The sequence below is a fragment of the Phenylobacterium sp. GW823-FHT02A09 genome, from assembly GCF_058797775.1.
In genome coordinates this window covers 650425-662386 of sequence record NZ_JBXAJZ010000002.1, presented here as the reverse complement: position 1 = coordinate 662386, position 11962 = coordinate 650425, and the positions used below count along the sequence as shown (strand labels likewise).

Annotated in this window: 15 protein-coding genes and 1 tRNA gene; 10 read left to right on the top strand and 6 right to left on the bottom strand. The window is 69.7% G+C overall.

From position 1 onward, the window contains the following. Positions 1-93: 93 nt before the first annotated feature. The gene (locus tag AC1Q87_RS10450) at positions 94-342 is read right to left on the bottom strand and encodes a zinc-finger domain-containing protein (protein WP_436063602.1); all 249 of its coding nucleotides are present in this window, start codon (positions 340-342) and stop codon (positions 94-96) included. Positions 343-500: 158 nt separating this feature from the next. On the opposite strand from AC1Q87_RS10450, the gene AC1Q87_RS10445 reads away from it, so the two are divergent. Together AC1Q87_RS10445 and AC1Q87_RS10440 are read left to right on the top strand one after the other, a co-directional pair. Next, positions 501-1439, top strand: coding sequence for an ABC transporter ATP-binding protein (locus AC1Q87_RS10445; RefSeq protein WP_492608882.1), 939 nt, complete (start codon positions 501-503; stop codon positions 1437-1439). Between the two features lie 50 nt (positions 1440-1489). Beyond that, positions 1490-1566 (top strand) — tRNA-Arg (locus AC1Q87_RS10440). Between the two features lie 68 nt (positions 1567-1634). Here AC1Q87_RS10440 and AC1Q87_RS10435 read toward each other — a convergent pair. After that, positions 1635-2534, bottom strand: coding sequence for an AraC family transcriptional regulator (locus AC1Q87_RS10435; RefSeq protein ID WP_492608881.1), 900 nt, complete (start codon positions 2532-2534; stop codon positions 1635-1637). A 101-nt stretch (positions 2535-2635) separates the two neighbouring features. On the opposite strand from AC1Q87_RS10435, the gene AC1Q87_RS10430 reads away from it, so the two are divergent. Further along, positions 2636-3382, top strand: coding sequence for an SDR family oxidoreductase (locus AC1Q87_RS10430; RefSeq protein ID WP_492608880.1), 747 nt, complete (start codon positions 2636-2638; stop codon positions 3380-3382). Here the strand turns inward: AC1Q87_RS10430 and AC1Q87_RS10425 are convergent. Beyond that, positions 3379-4470: a 2OG-Fe(II) oxygenase gene (locus AC1Q87_RS10425; RefSeq protein WP_492608879.1), complete on the bottom strand. Its 1092-nt coding sequence runs from the start codon at positions 4468-4470 to the stop codon at positions 3379-3381. The genes AC1Q87_RS10430 and AC1Q87_RS10425 overlap by 4 nt on opposite strands. 214 nt (positions 4471-4684) lie before the next feature. On the opposite strand from AC1Q87_RS10425, the gene AC1Q87_RS10420 reads away from it, so the two are divergent. Together AC1Q87_RS10420 and AC1Q87_RS10415 are read left to right on the top strand one after the other, a co-directional pair. Continuing rightward, positions 4685-6163 carry an ATP-binding protein gene (locus tag AC1Q87_RS10420; protein WP_492608878.1) on the top strand — a complete coding sequence of 493 codons (1479 nt, stop codon included), beginning with the start codon at positions 4685-4687 and terminating at the stop codon, positions 6161-6163. Then, complete coding sequence (locus AC1Q87_RS10415) at positions 6160-6855, top strand: response regulator (protein WP_436063424.1); 696 nt, start codon at positions 6160-6162, stop codon at positions 6853-6855. The genes AC1Q87_RS10420 and AC1Q87_RS10415 overlap by 4 nt, the downstream gene beginning before the upstream one ends. 13 nt (positions 6856-6868) lie before the next feature. Here the strand turns inward: AC1Q87_RS10415 and AC1Q87_RS10410 are convergent, their stop codons facing one another. From AC1Q87_RS10410 to AC1Q87_RS10400, 3 genes are read right to left on the bottom strand one after another with little or no spacing between them, the layout of a single operon-like run. Then, positions 6869-7555 (bottom strand): hypothetical protein, encoded by a 687-nt coding sequence (locus AC1Q87_RS10410; protein WP_492608877.1) that lies wholly within the window; start codon positions 7553-7555, stop codon positions 6869-6871. A gap of 47 nt (positions 7556-7602) precedes the next feature. Then, positions 7603-8436, bottom strand: coding sequence for a heme-dependent oxidative N-demethylase subunit alpha family protein (locus AC1Q87_RS10405; protein WP_492608876.1), 834 nt, complete (start codon positions 8434-8436; stop codon positions 7603-7605). Further along, positions 8433-8798: a VanZ family protein gene (locus AC1Q87_RS10400; protein WP_492608875.1), complete on the bottom strand. Its 366-nt coding sequence runs from the start codon at positions 8796-8798 to the stop codon at positions 8433-8435. Before AC1Q87_RS10400 ends, AC1Q87_RS10405 begins: the two co-directional genes overlap by 4 nt. A gap of 97 nt (positions 8799-8895) precedes the next feature. Here AC1Q87_RS10400 and AC1Q87_RS10395 point away from each other — a divergent pair, with 97 nt between their 5' ends. The 5 genes from AC1Q87_RS10395 to AC1Q87_RS10375 all read left to right on the top strand — a co-directional run bounded on the left by AC1Q87_RS10395 (position 8896) and on the right by AC1Q87_RS10375 (position 11945). Next, entirely contained in the window at positions 8896-9555 is a 660-nt protein-coding gene (locus AC1Q87_RS10395; RefSeq protein WP_492608874.1) for an HAD-IA family hydrolase, read from the top strand. Further along, positions 9552-9860 carry a 4a-hydroxytetrahydrobiopterin dehydratase gene (locus AC1Q87_RS10390; protein ID WP_492608873.1) on the top strand — a complete coding sequence of 103 codons (309 nt, stop codon included), beginning with the start codon at positions 9552-9554 and terminating at the stop codon, positions 9858-9860. Before AC1Q87_RS10395 ends, AC1Q87_RS10390 begins: the two co-directional genes overlap by 4 nt. A 20-nt stretch (positions 9861-9880) precedes the next feature. Next, on the top strand, positions 9881-10657 hold the full coding sequence (locus tag AC1Q87_RS10385; protein ID WP_492608872.1) for an SDR family oxidoreductase: 777 nt from the start codon (positions 9881-9883) through the stop codon (positions 10655-10657). Between the two features lie 707 nt (positions 10658-11364). Beyond that, positions 11365-11589 (top strand): hypothetical protein, encoded by a 225-nt coding sequence (locus AC1Q87_RS10380; RefSeq protein ID WP_492608871.1) that lies wholly within the window; start codon positions 11365-11367, stop codon positions 11587-11589. Next, positions 11586-11945 (top strand): DUF6481 family protein, encoded by a 360-nt coding sequence (locus AC1Q87_RS10375; RefSeq protein ID WP_492608870.1) that lies wholly within the window; start codon positions 11586-11588, stop codon positions 11943-11945. The genes AC1Q87_RS10380 and AC1Q87_RS10375 overlap by 4 nt, the downstream gene beginning before the upstream one ends. Positions 11946-11962 lie beyond the last annotated feature (17 nt).

Below are 11962 nucleotides of genomic sequence, written 5' to 3'. Positions count from 1 at the left end.
CTCCTGTCGCTCAGGCAGAGACGATATAGGCGCCGCCGGTGTGACATTCCGGCGGATTTCGGCCTCGGTCGGCGCGCTGCTGACAGCGGTGTGTCAGTGGCCGTGCGGGCCTTCGTAGACGCCGGGGGCCAGACGCTCGTCCTCGGGGCCTTCCGAACCGTCCGGCAGCACGAAGCGGCGGTCGCAGTAGGGGCACTCGACGAAGGAGGCCTCGCCCATCTCCAGCCACACCCGCGGATGGCCCAGCGCGCCGCCGACGCCGTCGCAGGCGACCCGGCCCGAGCGCACGACCACCACTTCCGACGGCGGCAGGTCCGGCGTACGGGCGCCCTTGGCGGGCATGGGCTCCAGTTGCGAGGAGCGGCCTTGGTCGGGGACGGGGGCTTTACGGGCCATTCTTGAACTCTCCGGCGGCGGAAGCTTGGCGGATGCGCCGCACGCGCCTAGGTATTCGACCACGGCTCGACCCGTCAATGCACGCCCCGGACACAAAGAGACGCATGGACCTACCTGAGTTCGCCATCGAGGCCGAAGGCGTCGTGAAGATCTACCCGGCCACCAAGACCGCGCCGGAGATGCACGCCCTGCGCGGGCTGGACCTGAAGATCCCGCGCGGATCGATCTTCGGGCTGCTGGGCCCGAACGGCGCCGGCAAGTCGACGTTCATCAACACCTTGGCTGGCCTGACCAAGAAGACGTCGGGGACGGTCCGCATCTGGAACCGTGACATCGACCAGCGCCCGCGCGACGCGCGCGCCGCGATCGGGGTGGTGCCGCAGGAGATCGCCGCCGACCCGTTCTTCACCCCGCGCGAGTCGCTGGAGGTGCAGGCCGGCATGTACGGCGTGCCGCCGGCCGAGCGCCGGACCATGGAGCTGCTGAACGCGCTGGGCCTGGGCGACAAGGCCGGGGCCTATGTGCGCCAGCTGTCGGGCGGCATGAAGCGCCGCCTGATGGTCGCCAAGGCCATGGTGCACAATCCGCCGGTGCTGATCCTCGACGAGCCGACCGCCGGGGTCGACGTCGAGTTGCGCCGCCAGCTCTGGAACTATGTGGTCGAGCTGAACCGCAAGGGCGTGACCATCGTCCTGACCACGCACTACCTGGAAGAGGCCCAGGAGCTCTGCGACCAGATCGCCATCGTCAACCGCGGCGAGGTGGTGGCCTGCGAGCCGACCTCGAGCCTGCTGCGCCGGCTCGACACCCGCAACGTGGTGGTGACGCCGGAGGAGCCGCTGATGGTCGCTCCCGAGCTGCCTGGCTTCGAGACCAAGCCGCGGGCGGGCGGGGCGTTCCAGGTCACCTACCGGACCGGCCAGTCGAGCGTCGAGCAGGTGCTGGCCGCCGTGCGCGCCACCGGCCTGCACATCAAGGACATCGCCACCGAGGACCCGGACCTGGAGGACGTGTTCGTCTCGCTGACCACCGCAGGCGCCTGAGCGCTTCCGTTTCGCTGAGCTTTCGGCTAGACAGCGCAACTCGCTCAGACGCACCCGTAGCTCAGCTGGATAGAGCGTTGCCCTCCGAAGGCAAAGGTCACACGTTCGAATCGTGTCGGGTGCGCCATTTTCCCAAGATTGAAACGCGAGCTTAGCGATCCGCTTTCGAGGCGGCGTCGCCCTATCTAGTTATGGTTAGACCGCCTGGCGGGCGTAGCGACCGGGCGGCTGCCCGACGTGGCGGCTGAAGGCGGTGCTGAAGGTGCTGGCCGAGCCATAGCCGATGCGTTCGGCGACCTGCGCGATGTCGAGGCCCTGGCGGCGCAGCAGGTCCCTGGCCAGCGCCATGCGCCAGGTCAGCAGATACTCCATTGGCGGCGCCCCGATCTGGCGCGTGAAGCGGTCGAAGAAGGCCGACCGCGACAGCGCGGCCTCGCCGGCGAGCTGCGCCATCGTCCAGGGCCGGGCCGGATCGGCGTGCATCTGGCGTAGGGCCTGGGCCAGCCGGGCGTCGGACAGGCCGCGCAGCAGGCCGGCGGGCGCGTCGGCGGCGGGGACCAGGCGCAGCGCCTCGACCAGCAGGATCTCGACCAGCCGGGTCAGGACCAGTTCGCGGCCGGGCCGCTCCTGCGCCGCCTCCTCGATCAGCAGCCCGACCAGGGCCGACAGCCGCGGAACGCCGCGGACATGCACCTGCCCGGGCAGCAGCGAGGCGATCAGTCCGGCGTCGGCGCCGTCGAAGACGAAATAGCCGCCGAGCAGGCGGACGTCCGGGGGGCCGTCCTGGCGGCCGTGACGGACGTCGCCCGCTCCCGCGGCGGCGGCGTGAGGATCGACCGGCTGGGGCGTGACAGGCTCGAACCCGGACATCGTGAACCGGGGCGTCGTCGGCAGCAGCACGAAGTCGCCGGCCTGCAGCGTCAGTTCGGCGTGACCGTCCACCGCGAGGCGACACGCGCCCTGCATGACCACTGCGAAGCTGGGATGGCCGAAGTCGCTGTAGCGCACGCCCCAGGCGCCGGCGCCGCTGATCGCCTTGGTCAGCACCGTGCGGGGGGCGAGCAGCCCGATCACCTCGGAGAGTGGATCGGACATGTCTGGACTTTCGCAAATGAAATGTGGATCTTGGATTATAGTTCGTCCGGTTTTGGGCGCTTAGCCTGAGCGCGTCAATTCATTTGAGGCGAGGCAAGACCATGAACACCGTCCTGATCACCGGCTGCTCGTCGGGCTATGGGCTCGAAACCGCGAGGCGCTTTCTGGGCGCGGGCTGGAACGTGGTGGCGACGATGCGCACTCCGCGCGCCGACCTGCTGGCAGCGTCCGAACGTTTGCGCATCCTGGCCCTCGATGTGACCGACGCGGCCAGCATCGCCGCAGCAATCGACGCCGCCGGACCGATCGACGTGCTGGTCAACAACGCCGGGATCGGGGTGGTCGGCGCCTTCGAGGCGACGCCGATGGCCCACATCCGCCAGGTCTTTGAGACCAACACCTTCGGCGTCATGGCCATGACCCAGGCGGTGATCCCGCAGATGCGGGCGCGGCGGTCCGGAACGATCGTCAATGTGACGTCCAGCGTCACCCTGGCGCCGATGCCGCTGGCCGCCGCCTATACGGCGAGCAAGCAGGCGATCGAGGGATTCACCGGCTCCCTTGCGCACGAGCTTGCGCATTTCGGGGTCCGCGCGCGGTTGGTCGAGCCCGGCTATGCGCCGACCACGCGGTTTTCACAGAACACCTCGGTGAAGGTCGAGGACCTGATCCCGGCGGTCTATGCCGAATTCGCCGGCCCGATCTTCGAGGCGTTCGCCAAGCCGGCGCTCACGACGAGCGAGGCCGATGTCGCTGAGGCGGTCTGGGCGGCCGTGCACGAGGCGGGCGCGAGACTGCGCTTTCCTGCCGGACCGGACGCGGTGGCGCTGTTCGACGCGGTCGCCTAGGGGGCTGCGGCGGGTTCGGGCGCGGGCTTGGGGGCGTCGGCGAGCTGCAGGGTGTGCAGGTTCTTCTGGCGCAGGGCCTCGCCGGCCTCGTCGAAGAAGAACGGCAGGAAGGCGTAGCGGCGGCCGCGGGTGACGCGGGTCGCCTCGTGCAGCAGCGAGCAGGAGAACACCACCGCCCCGCCGGTCGGCGGACGGTAGGTCTTGGGACCGAACTCGGGGAAGCGCAGGTCGCCGCCCTCGAACTCCTCGGCGTTGAGGTTGATCGAGCAGGCGAACTTGCGGTGGGCGGTGCCCGAGGTGGTGTTGTCGCGGTGCGGCTTGAAGTAGCCGCCGTTCTCGTCGTCGGCGTCGTAGCAGGCGACGATGTAGCGCTCGATGCGGGTGGGATTGAACTGGAAGGCGCGGTTGATCGGGCGCAGCAGCCGGGTCTGGATCAGGTTGCGCAGCTCTTCACGGAAGGACTCGTCGGCGATGGTGGCGTCGCGGCGGCTCTTGAAGTCGTCGATCACCGCGACGGTCTTGCCGCCGACCTGGCGCATGGTGCCCGAGCGCTCGCCGCCCTGGCGCTCGTAGAACTCGATGAGCCGCGCGCACATCTCCGGCTCGAAGATCCGCGGAACCACCAGCACCGGGGCGTGCAGCGGGACGCCGGCGTGGTCGCCCGGCGCGGGCAGGGCGCGGATGGCGGCGAACACCTGCTCGGTCTGGTCCATGCCGCCGGCGATCATCACCCGCAAGCTCGGGTCGAGCACGCACCAGTACGGGGTCTCGACGCCGTCCTGCGAGACCGCGCCGTAGGCGCGGCTGACCGCGCCGCTCTGGTCGAGAAACCACATCAACCCGGGGCGGTCCTGGGCCTGGGACATGGCGACCGGGTCGCGCAGCACCCCGAAGGCGACGAGGTTGGTCTGGTCGTACAGCGACTGGTGGGCCTGCATCGCGGCCAGCGCCAGCTGGCGGGCGATCGGCTCGCTCGGCATGAAGGCCAGCAGGACGTAGCGCCCGCCGAGGCTGGAGAAGTTGAAATTGGGGACGCTGGGCGTCGGAGCCGTGAACCAGGGCGCGGCTTGACCGGTCTGCATCATCATGGCCCGGGTGGTCGCGTGGACGGGTTATGCCCACAAGCATAAGAAGCTTATAAGTCCCGGAGCGGGCGCAGGCATAAGCCCGGCATAATTGAACCGCTGCGTGGCTGCGGCCATGGTCCGGCTTGTCGACGGCCCTGCTCGTCTCCCAACTATCGAGCCTGGGGTTCCCACGGACAGGCGGACGCCGTCGACGCCCGGCTTTGCAAGGATCCGCATGGCGCGGGATTGGACAATCGGCCCACGAGCGCGGGGCGCGCTGCGCTATCTGGCCGCCTTCGGCATGGTCGCCGTCTCCACAGCCGTGGCCGAGGTGATCTACCGCGTCTTCCACACCGACCGCCTGTCGATGGTGTTCCTGGCCGGCGTGCTGGTCGCCGCCGTCACCCTGGGTCCCGGCCCGGCCTACTTCGCCGCCGCGATCGCCTTTCTGGTCTACGACATCTATCTGGTCGAACCGCGCTTCGTGTTCACCCTGACCTCGGCCGAGGATTTCCTGGTCCTGTTCGTGTTCCTGGCCGTGGCGGTGCTGACCGGCGGCTTGGCCGGCCGCCTGCGCGAGGCCCAGCGGCGGGCCGAGACACGGGCGCGGACGTCCGGGGCGCTGTTCCGAGCCAGCGAGGAGTTCTCGGCCTCGGGCCACGAGGACGCCGTGCGCCAGGCGCTGGCCCACCGGATCGCCGAAACCGGCCGCGAGGCGGTGGTGTTCGAGGACGGCCGCTGGTGGAGCGCGCCCGGCGGGGTCGAGCCGCAGGCGCCGCTGGTCCGCGCCGCCGCTGATCCGGCTGTCCAGATCGCGCCGAGCGAGGTCGATCGCTGGCGGCTGCGGCCGCTGCGCGCCGACGGCCAATCATTGGGGCTGGCGGCCTGGCGCTCGACCGCGCGGCTGCACGCCGACGACGACGAGCGGATGGTCGACGTGCTCGTCGACATGGCCGCCGCCGCCATCGCCCGCTCGCGGCTGTCCGGCGCGCGGGCCGAGATGCAGGCGCGTGAGCGCACCGAGCAACTGCGCCATGCGCTGCTGTCGTCGATCTCGCACGACCTGCGCACGCCGCTGGCGGCGATCCTGGCCTCGGCCAGCAGCCTGAGGGAGTTCGGCGACCGCTTTGACGCGGCGGTGCGCGACGACCTGACCCTGACCATCCAGGAGGAGGCCGAGCGCCTGAACCTGTTCGTCGGCAACCTGCTGAACATGACCAAGCTGGAGTCCGGGGCGTTGAGCATCGAGCCGGTGACCTTCGGCATGGGCGAGGTGGTCGGCCGGGTCGTGCAGCGGCTGGGCAAGCGCGCCGGCGAGCGCGAGCTGGTCGCCCATGCCGGCGGCGACGAGCTGGCGGCGCTGGGCGACCCGATCCTGGCCGAGCAGGCGCTGGCCAATGTGGTGGAGAACGCGGTGCGGTTCTCGCCGAACGGGGCGCGGATCGAGGTCTGCGCGCGGCGCACCGACGCCGGCCAGGTGGTGGTCGAGGTCTGGGACGAAGGTCCCGGGGTGCCGGACGCCGACCTCGGCATGATCTTCGACAAGTTCTATCGCTCGCCGGCCACGGCCGCGGGCCAGCAGGGCACGGGCCTTGGCCTGTCGATCACCCGCGGCCTGGTCGAGGCGATGGGCGGGTCGGTGCGGGCGCAGGCGCGGCCTGACGATCGCGCGGGCCTGGTGGTGGCGCTGAGCTTTCCGGGAGGGCGGCCATGAGTCTCGCGCATCTGCTGCTGGTCGACGACGAACAACAGATCCTGCGGGCGCTGCGCCCGGCGCTGAGCGCGGCCGGCTACGAGGTGGCGACGGCCGAGACCGGCGGCGAAGCGCTGGCCTATCTGGCCAGCGAGCCCTGCGACGTGGTGATCCTCGACCTTGGTCTGCCGGACATGGACGGCAAGGAGGTCATCGCCCGTATCCGCGAATGGTCCGAGGCGCCGATCCTGGTGCTGTCGGCCCGCGACCTGGAGCACGAGAAGATCGCCGCGCTGGACCAGGGGGCCGACGACTTCATCAACAAGCCCTTCGGGGTCGGCGAGCTGCTGGCGCGGATCCGCGCCTCGCTGCGTGGCCGCGAGCGGCGGTTCTCGGCCCATGCGGTGTTCCGCAGCGGCGACCTGGAAGTGAACTTCGCGACCCGCCGCGTGGCGGTGATGGGCGAGGAGATGCGGCTGACGCCGCGCGAGTACGATCTCTTGAAGACCCTGGCGCGCTACGGCGGGCGGGTGGTCACCCATCGCCAGCTGATCGCCGCGGTGTGGGGGCCGACCGCGCAGGTCGACGCCCAGTTCGTGCGGGTGCTGGTCGCTCAGCTGCGCCAGAAGATCGAGGAAGAGGCCTCGACCCCGAAGATCCTGCTGACCGAACCGGGGATCGGCTACCGGCTGACCCCGGAGGACGAGGCCTGAGCCGCCCGGCGGCCTAGCGCTTGCCGGGCCAGGTCAGGAAGCCGTTGGCGTCGCGTCCGGCGGCCGGATAGGTGCAGCACGGCCCACGGGGCGCCGGCGGATAGTAGGCCATCTGGGGCGGCGGGGGCGGCGGGGCATAGCGCGGCGGAGGCGGCGGCGGCGCGTAATAGGCCATCGGCGGCGGAGGCGGCGCATAGGCCGGCGGCGGGGGGGCGTAGCTCTGCTGCGGCGGCGGCGCGTAGGCCTGGGCCGGCGGATAGCCGCGATACGACTCGGTGATTTCTTCCTGCACGATGCGGCCGGGGCGCTGCGGCTGAGGCGGCGGCGCGACCACGGGCGGCGGCTGCACGACGCGGGCGTATTCGCGCTCGACCGGGGGCGGGGCCGGGGCCGGAGCGGGCTTGGCCGGACGCATGTCGACGACCTTGACCGGCTTGGCCTTCGGCTTGGGCTTGTGGTGGACGACCTTGACCGGCTTGGCCGGGGCCTTGGCGACCTTGGGCGGCGGGCAGGCCGCGGCGATGATCTGGGCCGGGTCCGGGCAGGCGGTCGGCGGGGCCGCCGCGGGCGTGGTCACCGGCACGGTCACCGAGCCCGGCGGCGTGGCCGCTTGACGTGCGCCGATCTTCGGCGGGCCGCCGGCGTCGCAGGCCGCAAGGGCCACGAAGACGGCGATCGACAGGACGGTACGCAGGCGCATGACGGTTTCCCGGCGTCGTTCAGCTAAGACGGCCACAACCATGAGGATCAGTTTCCGTTAACGCTGTGGCTTTCACCGTGGGCGCGAAGAAATCCCCTGACAAGGTCGTCGTAGAGCTCCAACCGCTTGTATGCACGGAAATCCGACGTCGCCTCGCGCCAGGCGCGGGCGAAGGCGGCGAGCCGCGGCGGGTCGCCTGCAAGCTCCTCCAGCGGGGCCAGCCACACCCTTATGGTGAACAGGGCCCCGCCGGTGGCCGGCAGCCGCCGCAGGGTCTGGCGCTCTACCCGCACGAACAGTTCGGCCCCGGCGCTGGCCGGGTCGATCCCGGCGATGCGGGCCCGGATCGGAGCCGAGTCCGGGGTGAAGGTCGCATCCGAGTTCACGACGCTCCAGTTACGGCGCTCGAGCACAAGGCCGGGCCGCAGTCCGTCGAAGATGCGCACGACGCGGGTCAGGAGGCGGTCCGCGAAGCCGTGCACCGGCCCGTGGATGTCGCCGAGCGCGCGGCCGAGCACCTCGTGGGCGGTGAAGAAGGTCGGGGCGCAGAGCGACAGCGCGCCGACCCGCCATTCGCCGCCCGACTTCTCCATCAGCACCAGATCGTCGGGGACGCGGCGGGCGGCGGCCAGCAGCGGCGGCAGGTCCTCGCCGCCCAGCGGGGCTCCGAGCGCGGCGGCGACCAGGTCGGCGGCCTCGGCCTGGCCGGGGCGCGAGCCCGCGGTCTCGCCCCAGACGACGTCGCGGTGCGCGGCGACGAGCGGGTCCTTGCGGGCGGCGGGGTCGGCCTCGCCGCCTTCCAGCCAGTCGGCCTGCGCGATGGGCTTCAGCCCGATGGTGAAGTCCGCGGCCTCCTCGTAAGGGGCGTGGCGGATGGTCATTGCGGCTTGAACCGGCGGGCCAGCGCCCAGAGGCCGACGCCGATCACGATGCCGACGGTGTCGGCGAATAGGTCGATCCAGTCGCCCTGGCGGCCGAACGGCATCAGCGCCTGGGCGATCTCGATGCCGGCGGCGAGACCCCAGACGCAGGCGATCACCGTCTTGCGCCGATGGGTCGACATCAGGAGGCCGATGACCACCAGCAGGCCGAAGGCGATGGCGTGGGCGGCCTTGTCCCAGATCAGCCCGGAGCCGGGCACGTCGTTGGACGGCGCCAGGGTCAGGTAGAGGATCACCGCGACCGCGGCGGCGAACACCGCCAGACGCAGGGGCCGCGGAATGAACGAGAAGAAGGCGCGCATGGTCTTCTGATAGCTGCGCCCCGCGGCGACGGCGAGCCTTTCAAAAGCCCGCCGGGCCCGCTAGCTTCCGAGAAAATTCAAACACGGGTTTAAATCGATGACGATCGAAGCGGTGATCTGGGATTTCGGCGGCGTGTTCACGTCCTCGCCGTTCGAGGCGTTTGCGCGGTACGAGACCGAGAAGGGCCTGCCCAAGGACCTGATCCGCAAGGTCAACTCGACGAACCCCGACACCAACGCCTGGGCGCTGTTCGAGCGCAACGAGATCGACGCCAAGGGCTTCGACGAGCTGTTCCTGGCCGAATCCACCGCGCTGGGCCACCCGGTGCCGGGCGCCGACGTGCTGCCGCTGCTGTCGGGGCATCTGCGCCCGCAGATGGTCGCGGCGCTGAAGGCCTGCAAGGCGCACTTCAAGGTCGGCTGCATCACCAACAACATGGTCACCCACCACAGCCCGGGCGCCGACGCGCCGCAGCGCGCGGCCGGGGCGATGGGCCAGGTCATGCCGCTGTTCGACCACATCATCGAAAGCTCGAAGGCCGGCGTGCGCAAACCCGACCCGAAGATCTACCTGATGATGTGCGAGGCGCTGGGCGTGAAGCCGGAGGCTTGCGTCTACCTCGACGACCTGGGCATCAACTGCAAGCCGGCCGCGGCCCTGGGCATGCGGGCGATCAAGGTGGTGGACGTGGGTCAGACCCTGGCCGAGCTCGCCGCCGCCACGGGTCTGAGTTTCGAGGAAGAGGAGTTGGCGTGACGCGCCCAACCAAGATCGGCGCCGACGCGGCGCTGGCCAAGCTGCCGGGCTGGGCGCGGGCGCCGGGCGATCGCGAGGCGATCGCCCGCACCTACCGATTCGCCGACTTCAACATCGCGTTCGCGTTCATGACGCGGGTGGCGATCCGCGCCGAGCAGCTGGACCACCATCCGGAATGGTTCAATGTCTACAACCGGGTCGAGGTGCTGCTGACCACCCATGACGCCGACGGCGTCACCGAGCTCGACCTGACGATGGCGGGCTTCATGGACCAGGCGGCGAAGGCGGCGGGCGCGAAGGACTAGACGCCAAGAGGGAGGAGACCATGGCGGGACGGGTCGCGGGCAAGAAGGCGTTCATCACCGGAGGCGCCCAGGGCCTGGGCGCGGCCATAGCCCGCAAGCTGGCGGACGAGGGCGCCGTGGTCTCGATCGCCGACATCAACCACGCTGGGGCCCAGGCCGTGGCCGCGGAGATCGTCGCCGAGCACGGCGAGGGCGCGGCCTACGCCTTCCCGCTGGACGTCACCCGGGAAGACCAGTGGATCTACGCGCTGGAGGAAGCCGATGCGGCGATGGGCGGCATCTCGGTGCTGGTCAACAACGCCGGGATCAGCCGCGGCGGGAACATCGAGCAGCTTTCCTTCGAGGACTGGAAGCTGGTGATGAGCGTCAATGTCGACTCGGTGTTCCTGGGGACCAAGCACGCGCTGAAGTACATGCGTCAGAGCCAGCCGGGCTCGATCGTCAATATCTCGTCGATCGCCGGCCTGATCGCCGCCCACAACTCGCCGGTCTACAACGCCTCCAAGGCCGGGGTCTGGCTGCTCAGCAAGGGCATCGCCCTGCACTGCGCCAAGCAGGGGCTGGAGATCCGCTCCAACTCGGTCCACCCGACCTTCATCGACACCCCGATCCTCGACCCGATCCGCCAGCAGCTCGGCAAGGAGGTCGCCGAGGGCAAGCTGGCCCGTCAGATCCCGCTCGGCCACATCGGCGAACCGGACGACGTCGCCAACGCCGTGCTCTATCTGGCCAGCGACGAGAGCAAGTTCATGACCGGCGCGGAGCTCAAGCTCGACGGCGGCATCTCGGCGATGTGAGGGGGCTGCGGAGCTGCGGCTAAGTCAGTCGACGTCCCGTTAGCGCCAGTTTGGGATTTCGCGCGGAGGCGCTAGGCGGACACCGGCCATTGCCTGCGAGTACACGCCGTGACGCTAGCCGGGACGCAGGCTAAAGGCGGCCGAGTGGTCGGCCTCGAAGTCAGGCGCGAAATTTCTGAATCGATATAATTACTTGTGCGCTTCCCATAATAAGTGCATACATCGCAATCAAACTTCGCTCAGGCTCGCTTGACGCTGCCCCGGAATCAAGAATTCCGACCCCGTTCTAGCTACAGATCCTCCTCGAAAATTTGACGCTCGCGCCTTATTCGCGCGCAAGAAGTCTTGCCTTTGAGAGGGGTGATCTTTGCGAATGCAAATTTTAGTTTGGCTCAATTGCCGAAAGGGCGTGGGCCGGCTGCTCGCCCGACAGGGTGGAGGCGTCCACGACGGCTGCGCGCCATCGGCATCGCGGCCGATGACCCTGGACGACCGCTGATCGGGCCGGACGTGAATTTCAGATACCGAACCGTCCGCGAGGCGGTGCTCAGCGACATCCTTGCGCGCGATCCGCGGGCGAGCCTGCAAGACATCCGACACGCCCATCCCAGCCTTCATCGAATATCGCAGGACCAGCTGGGCCTGAGGGTCGGCCGCCTCCTGGAGAGGCGTACCGTCCATGACCTCAAATAGCCGGAGCTGCTGTTATGGACATCGACGTTCCCGTGGACCCCGCAGCTGAGAAGCTGCGACAGAGGGCAAAGGAATACAGAGCTCGAGCGAGCGAGGCCTCGGCCGCCGCCCGTGACGCCACTTTGGACAGGGTTCGTGAGCAGCAGCAAGCCGCCGCCGACACCTGGACGGATCTGGCCTGCGCCGAGGATGGGCGCCTCGCTTCGCGCCTCGCCCGCGTTGCTGGAAGCGCCAAATGAACAGGGCAGACATCACCACCTACGCCGATCGACAGAAGGCTGCCCAAGCCGCGCGAAGATCCATGCTCGCCAAGTTCCGGCCGAGGGTCGCAGCGCCCGCCGCTGATTTTGTCGACCGCTCCGCTCGCACGGCGGCCACCCTTGTCATCGTGCGCGCCGAGCGCGAGGCGGCGAAGAGCGCCAGGCGAGAGGCTGCGGCCCTCGCCCTTCAGAACGTCCACGAGGCTGCCGAAGCGTCGGCGGCCGCGGGGCTGGGCGCGAGACGCGCTGCGCGGAAAGAGCGTAAGCCGCTGAGCAATGCGGAAGCCAAGGTCAAGCGCGACGCTCGCTACGCAGCGCGAAAAGCGCGCAAGTAATTCAGCAGAGGAAGAGC